Source organism: Nocardia sp. NPDC049707 (assembly GCF_040674855.1).
In the GTDB taxonomy this organism is placed as follows: Bacteria; Actinomycetota; Actinomycetes; order Mycobacteriales; family Mycobacteriaceae; genus Nocardia.
In genome coordinates this window covers 357,401-383,201 of the sequence record NZ_JBFANN010000001.1, presented here as the reverse complement: position 1 = coordinate 383,201, position 25,801 = coordinate 357,401, and the positions used below count along the sequence as shown (strand labels likewise).

The window sequence follows — 25,801 nt, the reverse complement described above, 5'->3', positions numbered from 1 at the left end:
TCAAGGAACTTTTCTTCTGGTGGTCCCAGCTGGTTTCGAACCAGCGACCTTCCGCGTGTGAGGCGGACGCTCTCCCGCTGAGCTATGGGACCGAACTTGGTGTCGGAGCGGCGGCGGAGCAGCCGCTCGAACGAGATGGAACATTAGCACGCACCACCGGCGTCCCACCAAATCGCCACCCTGGCAGTGGTGATCGCGATTTGCCGCGACGGCAGATGCTGGCGCGCGTTCGTGGATTGCACAGGGGTGCAGCAAGTCCCGGAGCGGGGTCGTTCACATCGAATGCGCGGCCGTGAGATCACCCTTCGAGGGGCGGTGGGGAGTTCGCGGGTTTTGCCAGTGCGCTCGAGGTTCGGCTTCGATCCCCCTGGGCGGCATGGTCGGCGCTCGCGAACGACATGCTTGTAATTCAACTTCGGGCCGTTCTACCAGCGGATTTGTAGGTTGCGCCGAACGTCGGCTAATGTTCTGTCTCGCACCGCGGAGGGCCACAAGCCCCCCGGAGATGCATATGCGGATGTAGCGCAGCTGGTAGCGCATCACCTTGCCAAGGTGAGGGTCGCGGGTTCGAATCCCGTCATCCGCTCGAAGAGTAGGGCCAGGCAATAGCAAAGCCTTCCCCCTTCGCACGGTGGAGTGGCCGAGTGGTGAGGCAACGGCCTGCAAAGCCGTGCACACGGGTTCGATTCCCGTCTCCACCTCGCGCGATTAGCTCAGCGGGAGAGCGCTTCCCTGACACGGAAGAGGTCACTGGTTCAATCCCAGTATCGCGCACCACCGTTTCATCAGGTCAGCCCCGGTTTTCACCGGGGCTGATCTTGTTTGTGCCCAATGAGGGTCCCATCAACCCGGATCCCGGCGAACTCATCCCGCCAGTGGAATCCTGACGGATCGCGCCGCGGCTACCGGATTCCAGTTCGATCGAAACGTTCACAGGTTCGTAGGCCGTCAGCGCACTCGATCAGGGTGCAGAGTACGCAGCTGTTCGACCAGTCCGGAGCGGGCCAGGGCGAGCCCGCTGACCACGAGCACCCAGGCCGGAAACGCCAGGGCCACCCACATGCTCGTATCGCCCGCAATCAGGAGCGCCACACCCAATAGGTAGCTCAGACCGGCGAGCCAGCGGGGCATCAGCCCGGTCTTCAGCCAGATCGTCGCGAGCGAGATCATGAACACCGCGGCCATGCGCAGGGCATAGGTCTTGGTCGCCGAAAGCATGATCCGCTTGCCGAAGTTGATCAACTCGGCATGCGCGGCCGGGTCGGTGACACCGGAGCTGCTTGTCACCAGGCTGACCAGACCGGCGGCGACGGCGGTCGCGACGAACATCATCGCCAGGAACAGCAGCCCGCTGCCGAAGAATACCGACGAGAAGAACCGATCTTCATAGCGGCCGAATCCATCGCGCACGACGCCGATAAACCATAGGAAACTGATGCCGACAAAGGGCATCAGCACCGTCGCTATGGTGATCGAGCTCCGTCGGCTCGTCACCCAATCAGTTGAATCCTGAGCGCCTTCCGGCATTCTGGTGCGAATCAATATCAGCACGGTAGCGAACAGCACAGCGAAGACAACTCCGGCAAATGCGGCAGCTCGCGGCGTTGACAACTGACGCAAAGCTGGTGCAGGCTTGTTGTGCTGCGGCGGTATCGACATGACGTCATCCTGTCAGAATCGGATCCCGGTGGCCGGGATTTCGCCATCCAGGGCCAACGGGATTCGAGGCTGAATTGCGCTGAACATCGATAATTGGAATCGTCGAACACTCCGTAAGGATGCACCGTAAGGCCAGCTCGACACGCGCATGCAACCGAAAGGCGTTCAGCCATGCCAATGCGCGCAATCGTGCAACCAAAAGGTCCTGTGCCTCGTCGCGACTGCAATTCTGCCCGTTGATTGGTTCTCCGATGATCCGGGCCGCGTGGACACGCTGGTTTCGGCGTCGGGCTTCCTGCGAGGGTGAGGGTAGGTGAAGACATGGCAGCGACTGACCGCGACTGGAGCAAACCGGCGGCGATGTCCATCCCCAAGGAGGGCTATTTCGAACTGCAGCAGGGTAGATACGGCCCGGTATATCCACGGACGCCGGCCTGCTACGGATTCTCGATCATCGCGAAGGTGAAACCTGGTCGGGAAGAGGCCATTCGCGCATACGGAAAGCAGATCGAGGAGGCGGTTGCGGCCAGCCCGGATGTGTTGGCGCCGCTGCGGCTGCATTATCTACGGTGGGTGTTGTTCGACGTCGGCTCCGGACTGCATTTCCAATATCAGGGCATCTTCGACACAGATTTCGACAAGTACACCGAGGATGCCGTAATGCTGTTCACCCAGACCGGTATCACTACCGCTTTCACCAATCTCGAAGGGTTCCCGGAGGATTGGAAGGAAAACCCGACTGCGTTCATCGAATTCGTTCGAGCACACCAATGTCCGAGCTTTCTCGAATACGGCGAGTACCCCTATGTCACCGCCGACGAGGTCAAGAAAGCGCTGCGGCTGAAGGCGGCGTTCTCCGACATGCTCGATGAGATGCAGTGACCGACGCCGATGCTCGAGTTCGACGATATTCAGCACATTCTGCTGACCCGCACCCCGGCGGTCACCGGCCGCTACGAGTTCCTATCCTTCGGTGATCCCGCCGGGGGCCGGGCTTGGTTGACCGAGCTGCTCGATCGGGTTCAGTCGGCCGCGGACGCACGCGCCACGATGGACAGTTCCGAGCGGTGGATCACGCTGGCCTTCACCTGGCGCGGGCTGCAGGCGCTCGGTGTGCCGGAGGAAGCGCTGTCCACTTTCCCTGATGCGTTCCGCCAAGGCATGGCCGCCCGCGCGGAAATCTTGGGCGACACCGGCGCGAATCACCCCGATCACTGGGTTGGTGGGCTGGCCGGCGACGACCTGCACGCCATCGCAATCTTGTTCGCCCGCACCGATGCCGAACACCAGCGATGCACCTCGGTGCACCGAGAGCTGGTGGCGCGCAGTCCGGGTGTGCGCGTGTTGTCGTTCCTGGATCTGAACGCGACACCCCCGTTCAACTTTGCCCATGACCATTTCGGGTTCCGAGATCGGTTGTCACAGCCGGTGATAGACGGATCCGGCGACGAACCGACGCCCGGCTCGGGTGCACCGCTGCAACCCGGCGAATTCATCTTGGGTTACCCCGACGAAGAAGGGCCGCCGCGCGCGCTACCGCAGCCGGAGGTGTTGTCTCGCAACGGCAGTTACATGGCCTACCGGCGGCTACAGGAACATGTCGGTGCGTTCCGGAACTATCTGCGTGAGCATGCGGACACCCCCGACGGGGAGGAACTGCTCGCCGCCAAGTTCATGGGCCGCTGGCGCAGCGGCGCACCGTTGGTGCTCGCCCCGGACCATGACGACCCGGCGCTCGCCGCGGATCCCATGCGCAACAATGACTTCAACTACAAAGAGATGGACCCGCACGGCTACGCGGCACCGCTCGGCTCGCACGCGCGGCGGCTCAACCCACGCGACACGGCGGTGAATATGAACCGCCGCAGGATGATTCGCCGCGGCGCCACCTATGGCCCCGCGCTGCCGGAGGGCGCTCCCGATGACGGGGTGGATCGGGGCATAGCCGCGTTCCTCATCGGCGCGAGCCTGGTCCGCCAGTTCGAGTTCGCCCAGAACGTGTGGATCAACGACAAGACCTTCCACGAACTCGGCAATGAACACGACCCCATCTGCGGCAGCCAGGACGGCACCCTGGACTTCACTATTCCCAAGCGGCCCATCCGCAAGGTGCTAGCGGGCCTTCCGGCCTTCACCACGCTGCGGGGCGGCGCGTACTTTTTCCTGCCGGGTATCAGTGCCCTGCGATACCTGGCCACGCTCGAGAGCCGAGAGGTGACATCATGAGCGACCTGTCGCCCGCACGCACCTACAACCAGAACCACATTCCGCGCAAACACGACGGACGGCGGCGGATGAGCATCTACTGGACGTGGAGCTATCCGTGGGAGGCCCAACGCGATCCCGCCGAAATCTACAACCGCTTCTCCACCATGACCGAAGTCCGCAACGTGGCGTGGCCGAGCTACGAGACCCCCGAATACGACGCAGCCCATTTCCTGCAAGGCATCGCCGGCACACTGGAGCTGTTCCATCGCTCGACGCTGGCGTTTCAGCAGCTGGCCGGCGGGGCGACGGGTCATCCCGTCGCCGTGTTCCAGCGCATCGACCAGGCCGGCTACCTCTTGCCGATCGACGAGCGGATCCTGGCCGACACCGACACGCTGATGGTGTTCGGGCTCGATCATGTCCTCTCCGAGCAGGAAGCCGCACCCGACGAGATCGCCGCGATCCGCCAATGGCTGCAACGCGAAGGCACCTGCCTGCTCTTGGCGCCCCATCACGACGTCGGATTCACCGATGACTTCGCGCAGCGACAAGTCGAATACGAGCATCACGGCGACCCGCTGGTGCCTCGACAGCAACGATTCGGCCAATACACCCGCTCGCTGATGCGAGCACTCGATGTGCCCGTGCACAACAGATGGGGACTGCGGCCCGCGGTCGTCGACGGCACCAACGAAATTGCCGCACTTACCGGCTTCCGCGATCTGGACTCGATCCGGCTGCTGGACAATGTCACCACATTCAACTTCCACCCCCATCTGCCGCATTATGAACTCACCGCGCCGGAAAGCGACTCGCTGCGGGTGCTGGGCCGCCAGCGCGTGGAACTCAGACGCCCGCATCCGTTCACCGCGGCCGGAAACACCGAATTCAACGCATTCATCTGGATGCCACCCAATAGCGGACGCGCCGGTGACATCGTGCTCATCGACTCCACCAACTTCACCACGCTATTCGGCGGCACCGACAGCCTCGAGCACCTCTGGCACAACCTCGCCACCATGCGGTGACCCAGGTCGACGACCGCTCTGTCTCAAGCGGTGTCGGAGGGCGGGTGTTGGGACTGGACGCGGCGGATCATGTCGACGACCCCGCCCAAGGGGCGGCCCTCGCTGATCATGAGGAGTGTTCGGGCGAGTTCGGCGCAGGTGTCGTCGACGGTCTTGCGGGCGCGGTCGCGCTGGGCGGTGATAGTGGCGTGCAGGAGGGCGGTCAGCGCGACCGACCCGTTGAATGCCTGCAGGGTGATCATTTTGGTGGTCAGGTCGAGGCCGGTGAAGGCCGGAAAGTCATGGGTCACCGCGACGATCGCGACGATAGAGGCGATGAGGGCGCAGGGCAGGGCTCCGGCCAGATGGAAACGCATCGCCGACCAGATCAGGAAGGGGAAGACCAGGAAGAGCAGGTTCGCCGACACCACGGTGGCCGAAACCGCGACGACGAAGGTGCCCACCGCGAGCAGCGCGGCCTCGACCACTCGTAATGGGCTCAGTGTCTTGGGTATTCGCAGCCGCGTACCGACCAGGATCAGCGGTGCGATCAGCAGCACCCCCATGGCGTCACCGGTCCACCACACCGACCAGGTGCCCCAGAAACCGTGTGCCGGAATCGCACCGGCTACAACCAGGGTCACGGTGCCGAGCGTCGCACTGATCAACATGGCGGCCAGCGCACCGAGGAAGACGAGTTCGAGTGCGTCGCGGACGCTGTCGAAATCGCTGCGGAACCCGACTCTCTTCAGCAACAGGTACGCGACCACCGGAGCTGCCGTGTTACCGGCGGCGATCATGACGACTGCGGGCAGGGTCGGCCCGAGCAGGGCATTGGCGGCCAACGCGCCGAGCGTGATCCCCGGCCAGACACGTAGGCCGAGTAGGAACAGACACGCGACGGCGACACCGGTCGGCGGCCACAGCGGCGTGACCTGATTGCCGACCAAGGCCATCCGCAACCCCACCTCGGCAGCCGCGAAATAAGCGACCGCCGCGATGCTGATCCACAGCGCCAGCTCGGCGTGACTGCGGAAACGACCCACGACGTGAGCATAGAGCCATTCCACGCTGCCATCAGGGAATATCGGCGACGGCCTGGACAGCGCTGCGGAGTCGCACGGACGTGGATGGGCGCGATCCGGCGGCCGATCGGCGGGATGGGTCGAGCTGTCGGCGGTCGGCGTTAGGCTTTGACGCACATGTCGAGTGGAGCCGAGTCGTGGTCAGGGGTACAGGTGGCGGCAAGCGAGGCCGATGGGCGGGATCGGATCGCTGACGATGCCGACCCCGAGGTGCTGGACGATATCGCCGGGGACGTGTCGTTCGATCTGGAGGAGATCAACGAGCTATTGGGGGAATTGATCGAGCTGCGGGGAGAACGTAAGCGGCGCGATGCCGACATCGTGGCATTCCGGCTCGGGGTGAGCGGGGAGGCGCCGGAGACGTTGGCGCGGATCGGTGCTCGATTCGATCTGTCGCGGGATCGGGTTCGACAGTTGCACACCCGGGCAGTGGCCCAGATACTGCGGGAAGCACAGTTGAGTGGACATCGGGCGGCCGAGGTGTTCGGTGCGCGGTATCCGGTAGGGGCACGCGATCAGCAGCTGGTGCGGGCGCTGCTGGTGGAGACCTATGCGACGGATACCGATCTGGCCGCCAATGAGCTGGCGTATCTGAAGCTGCGGTTGGCGGGGCACGCGGGTGCGGATGCGAAGCGGGTCGCCGGATATGTCATGCAGCGGATCATGGCGTGGCAGAAGAAGACAAACCGGCGGTTGGCGAAACTGCACGAGCCGCTGGCGACGAGTGAGCTGAACTCATGGCTGGGTCACGTCGATTGGCCGACCTCCACAGCAGATCCCGCTCCCCTGCCGATCACATCGGCGCGCACGGTCGACGGCGATGACGAAGGACGCGGGCGGTTCTATCTCGACAAGGTCGGACGCGATATCAGGTTCGATTCCGGCCTCGATGCTCGGCTGCTGCGGACGGTGAACGCAAGCGATCTGGTCGAGACGTTCCAGGAGCAACCGAGTGCGGTCACCTTCGAAACAGCCGGTTCGGAACACATCTACTCCCCCACCATCGCCGCACGGCTGGCCGATGGCCGCGTGGTCCTGATCGATGTCGAACCGCTGGGACATGTCGGCTTCCGCATCAACCGGACCAAGTCGGCGGCAGGGCGCGCCCATGCGCACGCCAACGGCTGGGGCTGGCTGGTGTGGACCGGCAGCAAGACCGGGATCCCAGATCTATTGCGGCGCAAGGTCCCCGCGGAAGCCGAGAGTCGACTCCGAGAGCTGCTCGAACGCGGACCGGTGCATTGGTCGGCGCTGCGGCAGCTGCGCGCGGAGGTCGAGCTGGAACTGCTCGACCTGATCACGCTGGTGCTGCGCAACGAATGGGGTTGGGACCGTGCGCCGTTCCGCTTGACCGGCAGTCACCCGGCTGACCCGCTCAGCGCACGAACATCGCCGCCGCGATGAAGGTCACGATCAGCATCATCGCGCAGTAGGTGATCAGCTGCCAGTGACCGATTACCTTCTGCATGCTCACGATGGCGGCGCGCAGGCCGGCGTCGACGCGGTGGTGATCGTCGAGCTTGCGCCTGACCTCGGCCAGCGAGTCCGCGTATTCCTGTGCGGACTCCTCGGCCCGTTCCAACCGGGTGGTGAGCTTGATGATCTGTTTCTGCTTGTCCCGCACGGTTTTTCGGGACAGGGCCAGGGTCGTGCGTTGGTTGACCAACTCCTGGCGCTGCCGGGCGATCACGCTGGCCTGAGTCCTGGTGTGGTGTTCCCAGTCGGTCACGGTGGCCCATCCTCCGGTCATCACATCGCGGTAGCCCCACGCGATTTCGCCACGCACCCATCGGCACAGGAAATCGCGTAGTTCATAGGGTTCACGGCGCGGCACGACGACCGCACTGTTCGAGGCGTCCAACATGCCGGCTTCGGCCCGGTAATCACAGGCCGGCGGTGCGAAATCGGCGATGCCGAGCGCGGGCAGATGCTCGACCCAATAGCCCGGCGGGCACAGCCACAGCACCCCGTCGCATCCGGAGGCACGCAGCCGCGTCGTGTGGTGCTGCGCCGATTCCCGATCCAGCGGGCCGGTGCGGATCTCGATGGCGTACTGCCGCTCACCGCGGCGCCACAGCACGTCCACCGGGACGTCACCCACCCGTCGGTCCACCTCGGCCACGTCCGCACCGAAGGATGCGAGCCGACCGCACAGCCAATACTTCAGTCGCTGGATATCCCATTGCGCGGCGGCACATTCCGGACATGTGCAGCCGTATCCCCCGCCTTCCACCGCTGTGCCGACGAGTGCGCGGCCATCCGGCACCCGGCTGCCCGCGACGCGACTGTCCGACAACCCCAATTCGGCGAGCATCGCCCGACGCCCGCACGCCCGCTCGACGCGCTGCTTCGTTCTCACGCAACCTCACCCCTGCCCAAACCACCGCAGGTCAGGTACGACCTACGCCATAGATCAAGAGTGCGCCAGCTTTGGCGCGCCCGCCAGCCCCCTATACCCCGCGCTCGGGTGCGCCACAACCCGCGACTACGCTCCGACCAGCCGATGTGCGCTGCCTCACAAGCGATTTCCTTGCGACACGCGAGAGCATTGCCACAGTTATTCCGATGATTGATAGTTGCGGCCATTCCTCGGACACGGCCGGACCCGGACCGTTGCCGCCGAATCAGCGGCTCGAGAGTCGCCGCACAACTGGACGAAAAGTACACCGCGCGTACGCAGCAGGTACTCGAACCGCGTTGGTACCCGATCGACAGATAGAATCGGCCGGCCATGAACGGAGTTTCGGGCAATACGGGGAAGAAGGTATGGGATGGACCGCGACGAGCGGAGTGGCGAATCGATCGGCGCAATCTTGTCGAGTCTTGCGACGACCCTGCGCGAGGTGAGCGACAAGCTCGACGCGGTCGCCGCCCATGCGGACGACGATCGTAATCTGGCCGACCGCTTGGCCAAGTTGGAGGCGTGGGCTTTCCGTACCGGAGAGGATGTTTCCAAGATCGGGTCACGGCTGGAACAGGTCATCGTTATAGAGCCGAGTGGCGAATCGGCCGAGCCCGCGCTGCGGATCCGTCCGGAGCCCGCTTCCGTGTCCAAGGAACGGCGCGAACCGATTCCATCACATCGCGACCGCCTCGATGCCGTCAACGGGCGCGCCGGCAGCACGAGCCCGCACACCGAGACCGGACGCAACGGCCTCCCGGATATCACGACCGCACCAAGCGAAACGCCGATCGGGCGTAACAACCGCCCCGATAACACCGGAACAAACGAGCGCCTCGAACCCGCGACCGGTCGTTACGAGCGCGTCACACCGACGACCGGCCCCAACGGGCGCCCAGCAAACGCGACAGGACGTCTGGACACCCCGACCGGGCGCAGCGAGCGCCTCGAAGCGCCCGAAGATACCGCACCCCGCTCCGCACGGACCGAATTCACCGCGCCTATCACCCGTACCGAACACCTCGACCCCTTCGGACCCGCGACACCCAACGACTCCCTGCCCCTCCCCCCGCGGACACCGCAGCCCATACCGCCCGCGGTCCCCCCGACCCACCGCGGCGAACCGACCTCGGCACCAACGACCCGCCCTGATTGGCTCGACTCGGCCACACCGGCGAGCGCCGAACCTTCGGCGCCGACCTACACCAACTCGCAACCCGCGACTACCGGCGACCGGCTCGAATACGGCTCGATCGGCGCGAGCAACGGCCGCTTGGAGCCGCTCGCCTCCCCGCCCAGCAACGGCTACGAATCCCCAACGCCCACAACCCGTCCCGACACCGGCATGACCGCGCCCGGCGCCGAGGACAACGCCACACTCACCCATGGCGCGCACCGCGCGGGCGAGGATACCTCCCACGTCGACAAACTGCAGGCCATGCTCGATGAACTCAAGCGCAACCCCAACGGCCCCTTCGGCCGCCCCGAACCGACCTCCGCATCCAACGAACTACCGGGCATCGACCCGAGCTTCGCGATCCGCACCGAGGGCTGAGCAGCTTACCGGCCTGGCGCGTTCAGCCCGGCGAGGGTGTCGCGGATCAATTCGCGAAGCCATCGGTGGCCGTTGTCGGCGGTATTACGGGGATGCCAGGCCATGGCGATGGCGATTTCGGGGAGGGGTAGGGGGATTTCGAACGCGCACAAGCCGAGTGCGGTGCGAGTTGTCGCGGTGAGAGCGGCTGGGACGGGGCAGATCAGATCACCGAAGCGGACGGCCAGTAGCGCGCTGGTGAGGTCGGGGACGGTGGCCACGACGCGGCGGGTGCGGCCGTGCAGGGCCAGGCGGTCGTCGATGGGACCGCGGGCGCGGCCGCGGCGGGAGATGCCGAGGTGGGCGGCCGCAGCGAATCGCGCCACCGTCACGCGGTCGGCAATCAGCGGATGGTCGGGTGCGGCAACGCCGATTACGCGGTCGCGCAGTACGCGTTGCACGGTGGTCTCCGGATCGGTGTGCTCGATGACACCGACCTCGATATCGACGCGGCCGTCGCGGAGCGCGGCGGTACCCTCGTCGCGGTCCGAGAGCAGATGCAGTGTCACGCCGGGCGCCTGCGCGCGGACGGCGTCCAGCAGCGGCGTCGCCAATTCGCCGAGCACCATATCGCCCACCTGCACGGCGAAGTCGCGCTTGAACGTGGTCGGGTCGAGTGCGCCGCACTGGGTGAGCAGCGTCCGTCCCCGCTCCACCAGAACGCTTACCTCGTAACGCAATTCGAGCGCACGCGGCGTCGGCACCAGATTGCGGCCCGCGCGCACCAGCAACGGATCGCCGAGCACGCGACGCAGCCGGGCCAGCGTTCGGCTCATCGCGGGTGCCGAGGTGTGCAGCCGGTCGGCGGCCTGGGTGACGCTGTTGGTCTCCAGCAGCGCATCCAGCGCAACCAGCAGATTCATATCCAGGGCATCCACACCTGGATTATCCAGAATGGAATGACTGGTCACCGACATTACCTCGGCGATAATCCGCCACGGCTTCTCAGGAGCGCCCGGCCGTCCCCGGACGCGTTGCGGGCAATCGACCTATATGCGCTGTTCGGCCGAGACCGGGAGCGCTGCCTCCGGCGCCACGGTCACCGCCGACCCCTTCGAGCGCTCCGCGAGCCCGCGATACGAAGACGGCTTGATCAGGCGGAACCATTGCGCCGCACGGGTTCTGCGCGGCAACCGGAACTTCAGGTCGGCGAGCATCTCATCGATATTGTGGATCGAGAACGGGGTGATGGCGCCGCCATGCGCGTGATGGCCGCCCGTGCGTTCGGCCATCCAGCGCAGCCGCTCGTCGACGTGCGCGGTCATCTCCTCCTGTGTCGGCAGAGCGAGGCGGCCGCGCAACAGTGCGGCGGTCCAATGCGCGCCGACCTCAGCGCTGAGCGTGCTGATGACCGAGGAGTTGTACCCGGCGAAGCTCAGATTCGGCACGCCGATCGGCAGGATCTGCCGGTACAGACGGAAATTGCCGTCGTCGTCGGTGAGTTGACGCTGTACATACGGGGTCAGGAACGGCACCCGCTGGTGGAATCCGGTAGCGCAGATGACGATATCGGCCTGCAGGGTCGTACCGTTCGACAGTCGCACCTGGTTCGCGGCCATCTCGGTGATGGTGCTGTCGCGGTGCACCGCGATCAGTCCCATCCCCACCCGCTCGAAGAAATCCTCCGTGACCAGGCTGACCGTGCTGTCCGCGATCGCCTCGAAGCGCCCTTCCGGCACCAGCCCCAGCTCGCGCAGATGCGACTTCTTGGTGACGAGTTCCTGGATCACATCGAGGTTGCTGTCGCGGAAGCTGTGCCCGGAACCATGCAGGAACCGCTCGATCCGCCCGAGTTCCTGATAGCGGAAGTGCGCCTCTCCCAGCCTGGTCAGCATCAGCCGCTCGTAGTCGACCAGCCCACGCGCCATCCTGCGCGGCATCTTCCACAGCAGTCGGCGGGCAACCACATTCGTCGAGTCCGCGACATGGCTGACCGCCTCGGCGATATCGCAGGCCGACTTACCGTAGCCGACCACCACGACCGATTTACCGCGCGCCCATTCGACATCCAGGAACTCCGAGACGTGCCCGATCTGCCCGCCCGCCTGCCGGAACCGCTCGACGCCGGGATAGTCGGGCACCACGGGCTCACTGAAAATTCCGTTGGCGACGACCAGATGGTCACAGGAGGTGCGGTGAACGCCGACCTGGTCGCGGATCTCCAGCAACCAGCCGCTGTCCACCGGATCGGCCGCGACCACCTCGGTGCCGAGGCGCACGCTCTCACCGAAGCCGAAATGCCGCACGTACCCGTCGAGGTACTGCTGCATCTGCTGTCCGTCCGGCACGCGTGGATAGTCGTCGGGCATCGGGAAGTCGGAGAAGTGATACGTGTGTTTGCTGTTTTGTGCGCGCAGGCCGGGGTATCGGCGCGTCGCGCTCCACACTCCGCCGACATCCTGAGTCCGATCGAATACCTCGACCGGAAATCCCTGCTGGCGCAACACCTTAGCGCAGGCGAGGCCTGCGATACCCGCACCTACGATCGCGACGCGGTTCCCGCTCGTCATGGCACGGAGATTACGTCGCTCGCGCGAATGCGGCAAAGCCTCGGTGCGATTTCACGCAGTTGAACGGGGGGTGACTACAATCCTGGCCTTGTCACGCAGCACAATGGTGATATTGCGCACCCCTCCCGTTCGGGTTTCGCGCTCTCGGGCGGCGCGACGGTGTAGCGGGATCGGATCTCGCCCAGGACCGTGGTGCCCTCCATCAGCGAGAATCCGGCGCCGATGCGGCGGCGTACCCTGCCACCTGAGGGCAGCCAGGTTCCGTTCGACCTCGCCGTCGAGGACGCGCGCCGGACGGAAGGTCCGCGTATCGGGATAGTTGGCCGGGCTGCGGTGCGCCAGCAGGATCGAGGTAGGAATTCAACGCAGCGCGGGTGCCCCCGCCAATTCGACCGGCAGATCATGCAACCCTCGGATGAGCATGCTCTCCCGCCACCGCAATTCCCCACCGTCGGCGGCCAGGCGCAGATCCGGATACTGCTCGACCAATCTGGCGATCGCGATGCGCGCCTCCAGCCGGGCCAGTCCCGCACCGAGGCAGTAGTGGATGCCGTGACCGAAGGCCACATGGCCGGAGGTGGAGCGCTGCGGGTCGAACTCCGCGGCGTCACCGAAGTGCCGTTCATCGTGGTTGGCCGACCCCAGTGCGACGAGCACCAGTTCGCCCGCGGGAATCTCGGTGCCGCCAAGGGTGATCGGTTCGGCGGTGTAGCGCAGGGTCGCGACATTCACCGGGCCGTCATAGCGCAGCATCTCCTCGATCAGGGCCGGCACGGCCTCCGTGTTGCCGTGCAGCGCACGGTAGCGCGCCGGATCCGAGAGCAGGGTGAGCACGGTATTGCCGATCAGATTGACCGTGGTCTCGTGCCCCGCGACCAGGATGAGGAACACCATGGAGATCAGCTCGTCATCGGTCAGGCGATCGCCGTCGGCATTGGCGGCGATCAGGTCCGAGACGAGATCCGCACCCAGACCCTCGGCCCGCCGTCGGGCGATCAGCCGCTCGAAGTAGTCGGCGATGGCATCAGTCGCGTGCCGGATCTCCTCGGGCGTCGCGGTCGACAGCTCGACGATGATGCGCGACCACTCCCGGAAGTCCGCGTGATCGGCCACCGGCACACCGAGCAGTTCGCAGATGACGGTGATCGGCAGCGGAAAGGCGTACTCCGACAACAGATCCACCCGGCCCGCGCCGTCCGCGGCGATTCGGTCGAGGAGTTCGTCGGCGATCGCCAGCACGCGCGGGGCCAGTGCCTCGATTCGGGCGGGCGCGAAGGCGGGCGCGACCAGTCGGCGCAGCCGGGCGTGCGCCGGCGGATCGGAACTCAACAGGTGGTAGCTGATCCGGGCATTCACCACGCCGACACCGGTGTCATCGGTGGGCAGGCCACGGGCCTTGCGGCCGGCGTCGGTGCGCGGGTCCTTGCGGATGGCCGGATGACGCAGCACCTCGCGCGCGACGTCCAGATCCACCACCAGCCAGGCACGGACGCCGGTATTCAACTCGATGAGGTGTACGGGGCCTTCGGCGCGTAGCTCTTCGTAGAAGGCATACGGTGTATCAAAGAAGTCCTGCGGCAGCTTTCTCATTCGACGGCCCTTCCCCGTTCGCGAGTTGTCTTGCGCCCCTTCGATGGTGGCACGCGACGCCGATCTCGACCACCCGCGCGCCGACCGTAGCGGTCGAATCTGACCAAAGGATGATCGCCGCGCGTGCCGCATCCGACGAAAGGATGACCGTGGCCGTTTCGCCGGACACGGCGACGGCCGGGCCGATACTCTCCGCGGATGGGACCGATTTCTCCTGTCCTGCGCGGAGCCCGGATCGCGAATTCGTTGGCATTCGGGTTGCAGGGCTTTTTCTTCGCGGTGGTACTCACCGAACTGCCCCAGCAGAAGGACCGCTTCGGCCTGTCCGATGGCCTGATCGCGGGTTCGGTGGTGCTGGTTTCGATCCTCGCTGGCGTCGGCAGTGTGGCGGCCGAGCAGGTGGCCACGCGATGGTCGAGCCGGGTCACGGTGCGGATCGGACTGCTTGGCATCACGGTCACCGGATGCGCCATCGCGCTGGCTCCCAATACGCCCGTGCTGCTGATCACCCTCGGGTGCTACGGAATCGCGGTCGGCATCGTCGATGCGAGCACGAACATGCAGGGTGTTTTCATTCAGCACGGATACGGGACATTCATCCTGTCCTCGTTCTACGCGGTGTGGAGCGCCGGATCGATCCTCGGCGCACTGTTCGTATCCGGCTGCGAGGCATTGCATATCACGCTGCGCGAATCGCTGTTGGCGGCGGCGGGCATCGTTCTCGTGATCGGTTTGGTGCTCGGCCCACGCCTGCTCGACGCCGCGGCGGCCGAGTCCGGTCCAGCGGAGGTGGCCGACAGCAAATCCGGAGCATCCGGCATGGTTCCGCTGCGCATGTACCTCGCCTTCGGTATCGCCGCCTCGCTCGTTTTCGCGATCGATCTCACGGTCAGCAATTGGTCGGCGTTGTATCTGAAGGAGGATCTGCTCGCCAGTTCGGCCACCGCGGCGTTGGCGTTGGCGGTCTACCAGTGCGCGTCGCTGACCGCCCGGCTGAGCGGAGATCTATGGGTGCGGCGGCTCGGCGGACGTCGGGTGGTGCGTATCGCGGGGGCGATCGGCGTGCTCGGACTGACCGTCGCGGTGGTCGCGCACGGCCCGGCGGTCGCGATCGCAGGCTTCCTGATCGGCGGTTTCGGTACCGGCGTTGTCGCACCGCTGTGCTTCAGCGAGGCCGGACAGCTGACCAGTGGACGGCAGTTGGACGCACTCATCGCGCGTCTGAATCTGTTCAACTACGTGGGCACACTCGTCGGCGGCGGGCTGGTCGGCGCGATTGCCACCGGGTTCGGACATCGGATCGGTTTCGTGATCCCGGTGGTGTTCATGGCAGTCGTTATCGGGCTCGCCCGGGTATTCCATTCCCGTTCCGAACCGGACGAACTTCGCGATTCGAGCGAAGGTCGTGCTGTACTGGACACATGAGCAGCATCCCAGTCACCGTCGACCGGGCCGGATCATGGGACGCCGAAGCCCTCAGTGACGTTGCGGCCGCGACCTTTCCACTCGCCTGCCCACCGAACGCCACCGCGGACGATATCGAGATCTTCATTGCCGATGTGCTCTCCGGTGAACGTTTCGGCGAATATCTGACCGACCCCGCGCGGATCGTGCTCAAGGCGGTGGCGAACGGCGATATCGTCGGCTACGCGATGTTGCACTGCGGGGATCCCACCGATTCCGAGGTCGCCAAGGCCGTCGACCTGCGGCCGACCGTCGAGATCAGCAAGATGTACGTCCTGCCCGGCCACCATGGCGCCGGTGTGTCGCAGGCGCTGATGAACGCATCGCTGGAGCGGGCCCGAGACGAGGCGGTCGCCGGCGTGTGGCTCGGGGTCAACCAGGAGAATGTGCGCGCCCAGCGGTTCTATCTCAAGCACGGGTTCGAGCGGATCGGCACCAGGACCTTCACCGTCGGTAGCCAGTTGTATAGCGATTTCGTAATGCGGCGGGTTTTCTGACCGGATCAGGCCGCGAACTCGACCGACGCCGCATGGAAGCCCGGATCCACCACCGCCCTCAGGTGATCGCCGGGCACGATCCGCAACGCCGCGTCGGGTAGTGCGGACGCGAGTCGATCGGACTCGACGCCGACTGGCAGCTGGTTTTCGCCGCCACCCGACTGCGCCCACCTACGACGTCACGTTCTGACGCAAAGCGGTGAACTGCCACAACCTCGCTGCAGTACGACCGCGATGCCTTCGCCCTCCCACACGCGGTAGTTGAACTCCAGCCCGCCCGACAAGTTGACATGTTCCGTATGTTCAGTCTTTACTGAACAAATCAGTTCTTGCAGAACATGTCGGAACTAGAGACCTTCTCGAAGGAGCATCATGACCACCGCCGCGATCCGCACCGAGGGCCTAACTAAGCACTACGGCAAACATGTGGCACTCACCGAACTGAACCTCGAGGTCGACCAGGGCGAGGTGTTCGGATTTCTCGGGCCCAATGGTGCGGGCAAGTCGACCACCATCCGCATCCTGCTGGATCTGATCCGACCGACCGCGGGCCGAGTCGAGGTGCTCGGCATCGAGCCACGCGTCGGCGGTGCGCAATTGCGCAAGCGCATCGGATACCTGCCGGGCGAACTCGCGATCGAAGGTCGCAATACCGCTCGTGACCTGCTCACCTTCCTCGCCGATCTACGCGGTGACGTCGCACCCGAGCGGATCGCCGACCTGGCCGATCTACTGGATCTGGATCTGTCCAAGAAGGTCGGCGCGATGTCCAAGGGCAATAAGCAGAAGGTCGGCATTATCGCCGCGTTCATGCACGATCCGGATCTGCTGATTCTCGACGAACCCACCTCCGGGCTGGATCCGCTACTGCAGCAACGCTTTCTGGATCTGGTCGGCGCGGCCAAGCGCAACGGGCAGACGGTGTTCATGTCCTCGCACATTCTCAGCGAGGTGCAGCAGACCGCGGATCGGGCGGTCATCATGCGGGCCGGCCAACTGCTCGGCACCGAGAATGTCGAGGATCTGCGCCGGCGTTCGCCGCGCTCGGTCGAATTGGTCTTCGGCGAAGACATTTTTGGCGACGACTTCGCCAGACTGCCCGGCGTGCGCGATCTGACCGTCGACGGAAGAACCCTGCGCTGCACCACCGAAGGCGAGGTCGATGGTCTGTTCAAGATGGCCGCGAAATACCAACTGATGAGCGTGCTGTCCACGGAGCCGGATCTCGAACAAATCTTCTTCAGCAGCTACGGCCGTTGATCACCCATCGCCCGAAACGTTTATCGCACAGGAGAATTCGCCATGACTCGATCAGTCTTCACCCAGACATTGAAAGAACAGCGGCGCGGCCTGATCGGCTGGTCGATCGGCTTCGCCATCATCCCGATGATGTATCTGCCGTCCTACCAGTCGCTGAAGGAGCAGGGCACACTCGATATCAAACAGAACAAGATGTACGAAGCCATGGGCATCAGCGATTTCGCCAGCGCCAGTGGATATCTGAATGCGACAGTGTATTCGCTGATGGGTCTGCTGCTGATGTTGATCTTCGCGGTCATCTCCGCGAGCCGTTCGGTGGCGCAGGAGGAGAACGGGATGCTGGACCTGCTTCTCGCACAACCGATCAACCGGATGAATCTGTTGCTGCAGCGATTCGCCGCGCTGGCCGCGCAGATCGCGATCGCCACCACCGTACTCACCCTGAGCGTGATCGCCGGGGTCGAAGCGGGTGGGCTGGGTGTCCCGACCGGCAATATCGTGGCCGCCAGCGCGGGGCTGGGACTGCTGGCACTGGTCGTCGGCGCGATCACGCTGCTGGTCGGCGCGGCCACCGGAAAGCGTTCGGTGACACTGGGTTCGGCATCGCTGCTGGCGGTGGCGGGCTATCTGGCAAATAACCTCGGTGGCGACTTCGTACGCAAGCTGTCGCCCTTCTACTGGGCCAATGGCGGCGCGCCGCTGGTGCACGGCTGGAACGGTATCCACTTGGTGGTGCTGGCCGTCGTGGCCGCCGTCGCCCTGGTACTGGCGCTGGGCGCCTTCGATCGCCGCGATCTGGCGGTCTGATCGACCGATATGGGGCGGGCCGACACGGTCCGCCCCGTTTACCGCTATCCGTATTCTGGAAGGGATACTTCTCCGATGGGCACCACCGACAACGAACAGACAACCGCGCCGACTCCGCAACAGTTGGCATTCGTCGAGGATTTCGCGCTCGTACTCGAGCGGATGGGCCTGGTCCGGATGACGGGTCGAGTGGTGGGGTGGTTGCTGGTCAGCGATCCGCCGGAGCAGACCTTCGGCGAGATCGCCGATGTGCTGCAGGCATCCAAGGGTTCCATTTCGTCGGCATTGAAGACACTGGTCACCACGCGCTGGGTGGACAAGATCTCCAAGCCGGGCGATCGGAGGGACTACTACTCGATCCGGCCGGGAATTCTGCCGGAGCTGATCCGTCAGCAGAGCGGCATGTACACCGACCTCACCAAGATGACCGCGCGCGGACTCGCACTATTCGACGACCCGAATGGTGTTGACGCCGAACGGGTTCGGGATACGCACGAGTTCTTCGTGTGGATCGGTAAGGAGCTGCCGGCTTTGATCGATCGGTGGCACGCGGAGCATTCCTCCTGAATCAGGCCAGCAGCTTTGCCTTCAGCGTGGCGATATCGATGGCCGACACGTGCAAGCCATCGCGGACGTAGTTGTCGAAGCTGCCGTAGCTCTGATTCGCCTGATCGAAGGCGGCATCCAGCCATGCGGCCGAGACGCCGTTGAGCGGATCGTTCGGGCCGGCATTGCGGTACTGGTTGGACAGCAGGTAATCCTGCGTGACGGTGTCGCGGTCGACGCCGAGAATGGTCAGCAGGACGGCGGAGGTCCAGCCGGTGCGGTCCTTGCCCGCGGTGCAGTGGAAGAGCACGGCGCCATCGGTGTCGATGATGTCGCGCAGCACCGAGGCAATGGCCTCGTTCGCGCCGGGCGCGGTGATGAACGCGCGGTACAGGTCGTTGCCGCCGGTGAGGATGGTGACCAGGGTTTGCGGCGGAGCCTGGCCGATGACGTCGTTCCAGTTCGCGACCGTACCGGCAGGGACACGGTCGGTCGCGACGGAGCGCTCGTAAACGGTGCGCAGATCGTCGATCACGCGAACCTGACGGTTCGCCAACACAGCCAGATCGGCCGGCGTCGCCTTGTCGAGCTGGCCGGTGCGATAGACCAGCCCGGTGCGCACCCAGCGGCCGTCGGTGGTGTGGTAGCCGCCCGCGTCGCGGCCGTTCAGCACGCCCTGCAGGTTCAGTGCGCGGTCGAAGGTGACCGGATCGGCGACGCTCACCGGATCGGCCAGCGCGACGCCTGCCACCGGCCCGAAGGCGACCGTGAGACCGGCAGCGAGCGCCACCGGAATTCGAACAGAACGGCGGACCATTACGGTGCTCCAATCATCGGAGTGAACGACACCTCGGTGTCAGCGGCGGCAATCCGCTAGACGGAAACCTCGAAGCGCGAAAGCGCCAGCAGACGCGAGATCGCGCGCAGGTACTTCTTGCGGTACCCGCCGTCGAGCATCTCCTTGGAGAAGATTTCGTCCAGCTTCGCACCCGAAACCGTCACCGGAACGCTCGCGTCGTACAGCCGGTCGGCCAGCACGACGATCCGCAGCGCGACCGCCTGATCGGTCACCGGATGCACATTCGAAATGAATACCGACGACACACCGGAGATCAGCGCGCCGTACTTCGACGGGTGCAGCGTGCTCAGATGCTTCAGCAGCGCGTCGAAGTCGTCGAGCGTGGAACCCGGTGTGGCAGCGGCACGTTCGGTGAGCACCTCTGCCGAGGTGGGTTCCGGCGCGGGCGGCAGATCGCGGTGCCGGTAGTCCGGACCATCGACGCGCACGGCCTCGAAGATCGAACCGAGCTTCTTGATCTCGCGCAGGAAATCCTGGGCGGCGAAGCGCCCCTCCCCCAGCTGGCCGGGCAGGGTGTTGGAAGTGGCGGCAATGGAGACACCGCGCGCCGACAGCTCGGTCAGCAGCCGCGAGACCAGCATGGTGTCGCCGGGGTCGTCGAGTTCGAATTCGTCGATGCACAGCACGCTGTTCGCCGCGAGTCGGTCGAGGGCATTGTTGAAGCCAAGTGCGCCAACGAGGTTGGTGAGCTCACCGAAGGTGCCGAAGGATTTCGGTGCGGGCGCACTGTGGAAGATGGAGGCCAGCAGGTGGGTCTTGCCGACACCGAAGCCGCCGTCGAGGTAGAGCCCCGCGCCACTGATCGGTTTCTTCTTCCCGAACAGGCTCTTCCTGTTCACCGCCTGATGGATCTTGGCGACCTGACCGGCGAAATCCTCGGCCTTGTCAACCGCGGCCGCCTGGGTCGGCTCCTTGGGATCGGGAATGTAGGAGGCGAAACTGACCTCGTCGAACATGGGCGGTGGCACCATCTGGGCGACCAACTGGTCCGCCGGAACCTCCGGATGGCGATCGACAAGGCGCTCTTGCATGCTGGAAGCCTAATGACGTGGTGTGATCTTTCTTCATGCAGCGTATCCACAATGCGATCCAGCTCACAGGACTGAGCCGGGACGAACTCGCCGACCTGTACGCCTACCCCACCGAACTCCAGGCCCCTTGGGTCCGCGCCAATTTCATCTCCAGTATCGATGGCGCCGCCACCAGCGGCAATCTCTCCGAAGGCCTCGGCACCCCTGCCGACAAAACCGTCTTCATGATGCTGCGCCAATTGGCCGATGTGATCGTGGTCGGTGCGGGCACCGCGCGGGCGGAGAACTACGGTGGCGCGGGGACGGACCCGGTCTTGCGGCAGGCACTGTACGACCGCGGCATCGGCGGACATCGCGACGGCGCGCCGCCACCGATCGCCGTGGTCACCGCGAGCGCTTCGCTGGAGCCGGGCGCGCGACTGTTCACCGAGACCAAAGTACCGACGCTGGTCATCACAACCAGCACAGCGCCGGAGGAACGCAAACGGCAACTCGCCGATGTGGGCGCGCGCGTGATCGAGGCGGGCGGTGTCGCGATCACTCCGCAGAGCCTGCTCAACACCCTCGCCGACCTCGGACTGCGGCGCGTGCTGTGCGAGGGCGGTCCGCATCTGTTCGGGGAGCTGCTCGAGGCCGATGCGGTCGATGAGCTCTGCGTCACCACCGCGCCGGTCCTGGTCGGCGGCACCGCCCGGCGAATCTCGCTGTCCGCACACGAGTTCCGGGTACCGATGGTGCGCAGGCATATCCTGCTCGACGACGACGGCACCGTGCTGACCCGTTGGACCCGTTCATGAACAAACCACACGAACCTGGCAGGCTGTAACGCATGCGCTGGACTCGGGCCGTCGTGCTGGCATCGACACTCTCGATCATGACCGCCGGATGCGGTGCCGGACCTTCCGATCGCCCCGGCGTCGCCGTCGAGCGCGGGCCGCAGGGCGGGGCGGTTCCGCACCCGACCACGGTCATCGCGCCGCCGCCGGATGCCCCCGTTCCCAAAACCGATCTCGCCTGGCGCGACTGCACCACGCCGACGCTCGATCAGCTCGGCCTCGGTCCCGCGCCGTCGGACCTGGTCCTGGACTGTGCCGAATACACCACGCCGATCGACTCGACCGGTGGTGTGCTCGGCAACTTCCGCGCCGGCGCCATGCGGGCGCGACTGGCGCAGACCCCGACCGATGTCGCGCCGCTGGTCATGACCTCCGGCTCGGACCGCTCCTCCACGGCGACACTGGCCGGGCTCGCGGTCGGCGCGGGCAACGGGCTGCTGGCCGGCCGCCCGATCGTCGCCGTGGACCGGCGCGGTATCGGCACCTCACAATCGATCGACTGCATGACCGTCGAGGCCCGCCGCGGCCTGGCCGATAACGGGCAATTCGGGCCGGGCGCAAGCGATCCCGTCGAAGCGGTAACCGGGTACAGCCAGGACGCCACCATCGCCTGCCGCGACTTCCTGCAGCCCTATGAGGGCGCCTTCGACGCACCGCACGCCGCCGATGACATCGAGCAGCTGCGCAGGCAGTGGCAGGTCGATCGGATCGATCTACTCGGTTCGGGCAATGGCGCGAAGGTCGCGCTCAGCTACGCGCGGAAATTCGGCGACCACCTGGCGCGACTGGTGCTCGATTCACCGGAGGCCGTCAACACCGATGCCGTCACCCGCACCGAACAGCGCGTCCAGGGCGCGGAGGCCGCGGTTACCGCCTTCGCCCAGCGCTGCACAGGAATCGGTTGCTCACTCGGCGCCGACCCACGTGCGGCGATCATCGATCTGGTACGCAAGGCAAGCAGCGGCGGACTCGGTGATATTTCCGCGAATGCGCTGCTGACCGGCTTGTCGGGCTTCCTCGCCGGTCCGCGCGACCAATCCGCGCATATCGCCGAACTCGCCGACGCGCTCTCGGCCGCCGGACGCGGTGATCGCGGCCCGCTCGGGACGCTGATCCAGCGCGAAGCCGCCGCCACCGCGGCCGACGGTCAGTTCGTCAACCGCTGCACCGATAACCAGCTGCCGCCGAGCCCCAGCAAGGCCAAGGAACTGGCGGACACCTGGGACAGCAAATATCCGGTCTTCGGCCGGTCGGCCGCGATCGGAATGATGGCATGTGTCGCCTGGCCGGTCACTGCCGCACCGCCGCTGCCGGAGCAGCTGGACCTGCCGGTTCTCGTCCTCGGTGGGGTCGCGGATCCGTTGGTCGGCGATGGCGGTCAAGCCTCGGTGACCGGTGCGCTCGGCGCCGCGGGCGCGCGCAAGGCCGCCATCTCCTGGCAGGGTTGGGGACATCCGGTTTTCGCCCATTCCGGTTGTGCGCAGCGGGCTCTCATCGACTATCTGAAGGACGCCAAGCTGCCCGCTGATGGAACGGCGTGCCCCGCATGAGCGAGCGAATCGAAGACACAGCCCTTTAGGGGGTAACGGAACCGAGCCCCAGCGAAGCGCAGTCACATCGGCGAGCGCAGCGAGCGCATCAAAGGCATAGCCCCTCAGGGGGATGACAGAGCCGAGACGCAGTCATTTCCGCTAGATCGGCGCGCCGGGTAGGTCCCGGCAAACGTTGCGCGGGGATCCGGTGTACCGTGCCCCAGTGTTACTTCGACAGCTCGAGCCTCGCACCGCTCGCACCACCGCCGAGGTGATCAAGTTCGCACTCTGGCCCCTCGCGGTCATGACTGTGCTCAACCGGGTCTTCATCAAGGCAGTCAACGGGTTCATCACCGATGACTTCAAACCGGTCTACAACGCGTCGCTGGCATTCCTCAACCACCGACCGGTGTACACGGCGAATTACAACCTGGTGGATCCGCACTACCTGTATCCGCCGAGCGGCACGCTGTTGATCGCGCCACTGGCGCTGGTCGACCCGGAGAAGTCGCGCTGGTGCTTCATCCTGCTGAATGCCGCCGCCATCATCCTGGCCTGGTATCTGCTGCTCAAGCTGTTCAAGTTCACCATGGCGTCGGTGGCGGCGCCGGTGCTGCTGCTGGCCATGTTCAGCTCGGAAACCGTCATCAACACACTGGTTTTCACCAATGTGAACGGCTGCATACTGCTGGCCGAGGTGGCCTTCATCATGCTGCTGCTCGCGCGACGCGACCTATGGGCCGGTGCGATATTGGGTTTGAGTATCGCGGTGAAACCGACGCTCGCACCGCTGGTCCTTATCGCGGCGGCGCGCGGGCAGTGGAAGGTGTTCTACACCGCCGTCGGTGTCCCGGTGGCGCTCACCGCGATCGCCTGGCCGCTGTCGAAGGACGCCGACAAGTTCTTCACCAGGACGGGGCGCTACCTCTTCGAATCCCGGGACTACTTCAACAGCGCGATCGTCGGCAATGCGGCCTATTACGGTCTGCCGTTGTGGCTGACCTGGGGTATCAGGATCATCATGGGCGTCGTCGTCGCCATCACCCTGTGGCTGCTGTACCGCTACTACCGCGAAGACGAGCTGTTTTTCGTGACGACCTCCTCCGGTGTGCTGATGACCGCGTTGTTCCTGCTGTCATCGCTGGGGCAGATGTACTACTCGATGATGCTGTTCCCGCTGCTGATGTCGGTGGTGCTGCGCAATTCGGTGATGCGGAACTGGCCGGCGTGGCTGGCGGTCTTCGGATTCATGTCCTATGACAAGTGGCTTTCGGATCGCTGGCAGGGCCTCGGGCGCGATCTGGAGTATCTGCGCATCACCTTCGGTTGGAGTCTGCTGCTGATCGTCATCGCCTGCGTGCTCGTCGATCGGTATCTGGCGGCGCGCCGGGAAGGTCGGCTGCAGTTCGGAATCGATCCGGAGTGGATGCAGTCGGCACCGAATTCGCGGGATGCCGGGGACGCGCCGCGCGCGGTCGAGCCGGAGACGGCAAAGGAAAGCACTCTCGACGCGGTGACGAATGGCAGCCAATTGCGGGACGAACCGCGGGCGAGTGCATTCAGGTAACGACGGAGCAGTCGGCGCGGGCGTCGAAAACCTATTAGCGTGGAGCAATGAGTTCTGACGCCGACACGTCCCTACCCGCGCCCCGGATCCAGCTGACCCCACAAGAGTGGAAGGCCAAGCTGAACCCGGAGGAATACGCGGTGCTGCGACAAGCCGCGACCGAACGTCCGTTCACCGGCGAGTACACCGACACCAAGGCCGAGGGTGTCTACGCGTGCCGGGCGTGCGGGGCCGAGTTGTTCCGCAGCACCGAGAAATTCGATTCGCATTGCGGTTGGCCGTCGTTCTTCGACCCGGCGAAGTCGGATGCGGTGATTCTGCGCTCCGACGACACACTTGGCATGCGCCGGGTCGAAGTGCTGTGTGCGAATTGCCACAGCCACCTCGGCCACGTCTTCGAGGGCGAGGGATACCACACGCCCACCGATAAGCGCTATTGCATCAACTCCATCGCCCTGCAACTGCACCCCGCGGGCAGTGCAGGGGAGTAGAGCGGCTGCGGCGCCGAACGAAATATACAGACCGACCGGCTTGTAGCGCATGCCCCGAAAAACTGGGGCATGCGCTAGCTGCCGGTAATCGGGCCGGTCCCTGGATCAGGCCAGTCCCTCGATCAAGGGAGCGCGGCGATGAGTTTTTCGATTTCGACGCGCGGGCCGGTGAAGAAGGGAACCTCTTCGCGGACGTGCAGGCGGGCCTCGGTGGCGCGCAGATCGCGCATGAGATCGACGATGCGATGCAGTTCCGGGGCCTCGAAGGCGAGGATCCATTCGTAATCACCGAGAGCGAAGGAGCTCACGGTGTTGGCACGCACATCCGGGTAGCTACGTGCGGCCTTGCCGTGGTCGGCGAGCATCTTGCGGCGCTCGTCGTCGGGGAGCAGATACCACTCGTAGGAGCGCACGAACGGGTAGACGCAGATGTAGTTGCCCGGATCCTCACCGGCCAGGAATGCCGGAATGTGGCTCTTATTGAATTCGGCGGGCCGATGCAGCGCCACATTGCTCCAGACCGGCGCGCTGGCCCGGCCCAGTTCGGTGGTGCGCCGGAAATCCGCGTACGCCGACTGCAGGTCCTCGACCCGCTCGGCATGCGACCAGATCATGAAGTCGGCATCGGCACGCATTCCCGCGACGTCGTAGATGCCGCGCACCACGACGTCGCGCTCGGCGAGCCCATCGAAGAACGCCCGCGCCTCCTTGATGGCGGCCGCACGGTCGTCCCCCAGCACCCCCGGCTGCACCTGGAACACCGAGAACATCAGGTAGCGGATGGTGGAATTGAGTGCTTGATAGTCGAGTCGCGCCATGATTCCTATCGTGCCACTGCGGTTGGTTCGGATCTCCGC

Annotated in this window: 23 protein-coding genes and 4 tRNA genes; 17 read left to right on the top strand and 10 right to left on the bottom strand. The window is 65.1% G+C overall.

Going from position 1 to position 25,801, the window contains the following annotated elements:
- Positions 1-17: 17 nt before the first annotated feature.
- Positions 18-92, bottom strand: a tRNA-Val gene (locus tag AB0J29_RS01920).
- A 421-nt stretch (positions 93-513) separates the two neighbouring features.
- Between AB0J29_RS01920 and AB0J29_RS01915 the strand changes: the two genes are divergently transcribed.
- The 3 genes from AB0J29_RS01915 (at position 514) to AB0J29_RS01905 (ending at position 777) form a co-directional block, all read left to right on the top strand.
- Positions 514-586: transfer RNA gene (locus AB0J29_RS01915), tRNA-Gly, on the top strand.
- A gap of 44 nt (positions 587-630) precedes the next feature.
- Positions 631-701, top strand: a tRNA-Cys gene (locus tag AB0J29_RS01910).
- A 1-nt stretch (position 702) separates the two neighbouring features.
- A tRNA-Val gene (locus AB0J29_RS01905) sits at positions 703-777 on the top strand.
- A 171-nt stretch (positions 778-948) separates the two neighbouring features.
- On the opposite strand, the gene AB0J29_RS01900 is transcribed toward AB0J29_RS01905, so the two are convergent.
- Complete coding sequence (locus AB0J29_RS01900; protein WP_364777555.1) at positions 949-1,659, bottom strand: hypothetical protein; 711 nt, start codon at positions 1,657-1,659, stop codon at positions 949-951.
- A 321-nt stretch (positions 1,660-1,980) separates the two neighbouring features.
- Here AB0J29_RS01900 and AB0J29_RS01895 point away from each other — a divergent pair, with 321 nt between their 5' ends.
- From AB0J29_RS01895 to AB0J29_RS01885, 3 genes are read left to right on the top strand one after another with little or no spacing between them, the layout of a single operon-like run.
- Entirely contained in the window at positions 1,981-2,541 is a 561-nt protein-coding gene (locus AB0J29_RS01895; RefSeq protein ID WP_364777552.1) for a hypothetical protein, read from the top strand.
- A 9-nt stretch (positions 2,542-2,550) separates the two neighbouring features.
- Positions 2,551-3,885 carry a peroxidase gene (locus AB0J29_RS01890; protein ID WP_364777549.1) on the top strand — a complete coding sequence of 445 codons (1,335 nt, stop codon included), beginning with the start codon at positions 2,551-2,553 and terminating at the stop codon, positions 3,883-3,885.
- The gene (locus AB0J29_RS01885; protein ID WP_364777546.1) at positions 3,882-4,895 is read left to right on the top strand and encodes a hypothetical protein; all 1,014 of its coding nucleotides are present in this window, start codon (positions 3,882-3,884) and stop codon (positions 4,893-4,895) included. Before AB0J29_RS01890 ends, AB0J29_RS01885 begins: the two co-directional genes overlap by 4 nt.
- Before the next feature lie 23 nt (positions 4,896-4,918).
- On the opposite strand, the gene AB0J29_RS01880 is transcribed toward AB0J29_RS01885, so the two are convergent.
- On the bottom strand, positions 4,919-5,920 hold the full coding sequence (locus tag AB0J29_RS01880; protein ID WP_364777543.1) for an MASE1 domain-containing protein: 1,002 nt from the start codon (positions 5,918-5,920) through the stop codon (positions 4,919-4,921).
- Between the two features lie 192 nt (positions 5,921-6,112).
- Here AB0J29_RS01880 and AB0J29_RS01875 point away from each other — a divergent pair, with 192 nt between their 5' ends.
- The gene (locus tag AB0J29_RS01875; RefSeq protein WP_364777540.1) at positions 6,113-7,363 is read left to right on the top strand and encodes a sigma factor-like helix-turn-helix DNA-binding protein; all 1,251 of its coding nucleotides are present in this window, start codon (positions 6,113-6,115) and stop codon (positions 7,361-7,363) included.
- Here AB0J29_RS01875 and AB0J29_RS01870 read toward each other — a convergent pair.
- Positions 7,335-8,318 carry a hypothetical protein gene (locus AB0J29_RS01870; RefSeq protein WP_364777537.1) on the bottom strand — a complete coding sequence of 328 codons (984 nt, stop codon included), beginning with the start codon at positions 8,316-8,318 and terminating at the stop codon, positions 7,335-7,337. The genes AB0J29_RS01875 and AB0J29_RS01870 overlap by 29 nt on opposite strands.
- A 484-nt stretch (positions 8,319-8,802) precedes the next feature.
- Here AB0J29_RS01870 and AB0J29_RS01865 point away from each other — a divergent pair, with 484 nt between their 5' ends.
- Positions 8,803-9,915 carry a hypothetical protein gene (locus AB0J29_RS01865; protein WP_364777534.1) on the top strand — a complete coding sequence of 371 codons (1,113 nt, stop codon included), beginning with the start codon at positions 8,803-8,805 and terminating at the stop codon, positions 9,913-9,915.
- Between the two features lie 5 nt (positions 9,916-9,920).
- Here AB0J29_RS01865 and AB0J29_RS01860 read toward each other — a convergent pair whose 3' ends face one another.
- The 3 genes from AB0J29_RS01860 to AB0J29_RS01850 form a co-directional block, all read right to left on the bottom strand.
- The gene (locus tag AB0J29_RS01860; RefSeq protein ID WP_364777531.1) at positions 9,921-10,865 is read right to left on the bottom strand and encodes a LysR family transcriptional regulator; all 945 of its coding nucleotides are present in this window, start codon (positions 10,863-10,865) and stop codon (positions 9,921-9,923) included.
- 78 nt (positions 10,866-10,943) lie between these two features.
- Complete coding sequence (locus AB0J29_RS01855; protein ID WP_364777528.1) at positions 10,944-12,464, bottom strand: NAD(P)/FAD-dependent oxidoreductase; 1,521 nt, start codon at positions 12,462-12,464, stop codon at positions 10,944-10,946.
- A gap of 360 nt (positions 12,465-12,824) precedes the next feature.
- Entirely contained in the window at positions 12,825-14,054 is a 1,230-nt protein-coding gene (locus AB0J29_RS01850; protein ID WP_364777525.1) for a cytochrome P450, read from the bottom strand.
- Between the two features lie 198 nt (positions 14,055-14,252).
- Here AB0J29_RS01850 and AB0J29_RS01845 point away from each other — a divergent pair, with 198 nt between their 5' ends.
- From AB0J29_RS01845 to AB0J29_RS01825, 5 genes are all read left to right on the top strand, one after another.
- Positions 14,253-15,479: an MFS transporter gene (locus AB0J29_RS01845; protein WP_364777522.1), complete on the top strand. Its 1,227-nt coding sequence runs from the start codon at positions 14,253-14,255 to the stop codon at positions 15,477-15,479.
- Between the two features lie 5 nt (positions 15,480-15,484).
- A complete protein-coding gene (locus tag AB0J29_RS01840) occupies positions 15,485-16,015 on the top strand; it encodes a GNAT family N-acetyltransferase (RefSeq protein WP_364777913.1) in 531 nt (176 codons plus the stop codon).
- A 372-nt stretch (positions 16,016-16,387) separates the two neighbouring features.
- On the top strand, positions 16,388-17,275 hold the full coding sequence (locus AB0J29_RS01835) for an ABC transporter ATP-binding protein (protein ID WP_364777519.1): 888 nt from the start codon (positions 16,388-16,390) through the stop codon (positions 17,273-17,275).
- Positions 17,276-17,317: 42 nt separating this feature from the next.
- Positions 17,318-18,082 carry an ABC transporter permease subunit gene (locus tag AB0J29_RS01830; protein ID WP_364777516.1) on the top strand — a complete coding sequence of 255 codons (765 nt, stop codon included), beginning with the start codon at positions 17,318-17,320 and terminating at the stop codon, positions 18,080-18,082.
- Between the two features lie 75 nt (positions 18,083-18,157).
- Positions 18,158-18,649, top strand: a complete 492-nt coding sequence (locus AB0J29_RS01825) for a MarR family transcriptional regulator (RefSeq protein ID WP_364777512.1) — start codon at positions 18,158-18,160, stop codon at positions 18,647-18,649.
- A 1-nt stretch (position 18,650) separates the two neighbouring features.
- On the opposite strand, the gene AB0J29_RS01820 is transcribed toward AB0J29_RS01825, so the two are convergent.
- Positions 18,651-19,445, bottom strand: coding sequence for a tyrosine-protein phosphatase (locus AB0J29_RS01820; RefSeq protein ID WP_364777509.1), 795 nt, complete (start codon positions 19,443-19,445; stop codon positions 18,651-18,653).
- A gap of 56 nt (positions 19,446-19,501) precedes the next feature.
- Positions 19,502-20,518, bottom strand: coding sequence for a cell division protein ZapE (gene zapE / locus AB0J29_RS01815; protein WP_364777506.1), 1,017 nt, complete (start codon positions 20,516-20,518; stop codon positions 19,502-19,504).
- A gap of 35 nt (positions 20,519-20,553) precedes the next feature.
- On the opposite strand from zapE, the gene AB0J29_RS01810 reads away from it, so the two are divergent.
- The 4 genes from AB0J29_RS01810 (at position 20,554) to msrB (ending at position 24,944) form a co-directional block, all read left to right on the top strand.
- Positions 20,554-21,315 (top strand): pyrimidine reductase family protein, encoded by a 762-nt coding sequence (locus tag AB0J29_RS01810; RefSeq protein ID WP_364777503.1) that lies wholly within the window; start codon positions 20,554-20,556, stop codon positions 21,313-21,315.
- Positions 21,316-21,392: 77 nt separating this feature from the next.
- A complete protein-coding gene (locus tag AB0J29_RS01805) occupies positions 21,393-22,904 on the top strand; it encodes an alpha/beta hydrolase (protein WP_364777500.1) in 1,512 nt (503 codons plus the stop codon).
- Between the two features lie 205 nt (positions 22,905-23,109).
- Positions 23,110-24,453: a glycosyltransferase family 87 protein gene (locus AB0J29_RS01800; protein ID WP_364777497.1), complete on the top strand. Its 1,344-nt coding sequence runs from the start codon at positions 23,110-23,112 to the stop codon at positions 24,451-24,453.
- Between the two features lie 47 nt (positions 24,454-24,500).
- Complete coding sequence (gene msrB, locus AB0J29_RS01795) at positions 24,501-24,944, top strand: peptide-methionine (R)-S-oxide reductase MsrB (RefSeq protein WP_364777494.1); 444 nt, start codon at positions 24,501-24,503, stop codon at positions 24,942-24,944.
- 122 nt (positions 24,945-25,066) lie between these two features.
- Here the strand turns inward: msrB and hemQ are convergent, their stop codons facing one another.
- The gene (gene hemQ, locus AB0J29_RS01790; RefSeq protein ID WP_364777491.1) at positions 25,067-25,762 is read right to left on the bottom strand and encodes a hydrogen peroxide-dependent heme synthase; all 696 of its coding nucleotides are present in this window, start codon (positions 25,760-25,762) and stop codon (positions 25,067-25,069) included.
- Between the last annotated feature and the right edge of the window lie 39 nt (positions 25,763-25,801).

Bases quoted from the DNA above. Each gene is read 5' to 3' on its own strand.
- AB0J29_RS01900 (WP_364777555.1), bottom strand. From the start codon at position 1,659: ATGTCGATACCGCCGCAGCACAACAAGCCTGCACCAGCTTTGCGTCAG.
- AB0J29_RS01895 (WP_364777552.1), top strand. From the start codon at position 1,981: ATGGCAGCGACTGACCGCGACTGGAGCAAACCGGCGGCGATGTCCATC.
- AB0J29_RS01890 (WP_364777549.1), top strand. From the start codon at position 2,551: ATGCTCGAGTTCGACGATATTCAGCACATTCTGCTGACCCGCACCCCG.
- AB0J29_RS01885 (WP_364777546.1), top strand. From the start codon at position 3,882: ATGAGCGACCTGTCGCCCGCACGCACCTACAACCAGAACCACATTCCG.
- AB0J29_RS01855 (WP_364777528.1), bottom strand. From the start codon at position 12,464: ATGACGAGCGGGAACCGCGTCGCGATCGTAGGTGCGGGTATCGCAGGC.
- AB0J29_RS01850 (WP_364777525.1), bottom strand. From the start codon at position 14,054: ATGAGAAAGCTGCCGCAGGACTTCTTTGATACACCGTATGCCTTCTAC.
- AB0J29_RS01845 (WP_364777522.1), top strand. From the start codon at position 14,253: ATGGGACCGATTTCTCCTGTCCTGCGCGGAGCCCGGATCGCGAATTCG.
- AB0J29_RS01835 (WP_364777519.1), top strand. From the start codon at position 16,388: ATGACCACCGCCGCGATCCGCACCGAGGGCCTAACTAAGCACTACGGC.
- AB0J29_RS01830 (WP_364777516.1), top strand. From the start codon at position 17,318: ATGACTCGATCAGTCTTCACCCAGACATTGAAAGAACAGCGGCGCGGC.
- AB0J29_RS01825 (WP_364777512.1), top strand. From the start codon at position 18,158: ATGGGCACCACCGACAACGAACAGACAACCGCGCCGACTCCGCAACAG.
- AB0J29_RS01820 (WP_364777509.1), bottom strand. From the start codon at position 19,445: ATGGTCCGCCGTTCTGTTCGAATTCCGGTGGCGCTCGCTGCCGGTCTC.
- zapE (WP_364777506.1), bottom strand. From the start codon at position 20,518: ATGCAAGAGCGCCTTGTCGATCGCCATCCGGAGGTTCCGGCGGACCAG.
- AB0J29_RS01810 (WP_364777503.1), top strand. From the start codon at position 20,554: ATGCAGCGTATCCACAATGCGATCCAGCTCACAGGACTGAGCCGGGAC.
- AB0J29_RS01805 (WP_364777500.1), top strand. From the start codon at position 21,393: ATGACCGCCGGATGCGGTGCCGGACCTTCCGATCGCCCCGGCGTCGCC.
- msrB (WP_364777494.1), top strand. From the start codon at position 24,501: ATGAGTTCTGACGCCGACACGTCCCTACCCGCGCCCCGGATCCAGCTG.
- hemQ (WP_364777491.1), bottom strand. From the start codon at position 25,762: ATGGCGCGACTCGACTATCAAGCACTCAATTCCACCATCCGCTACCTG.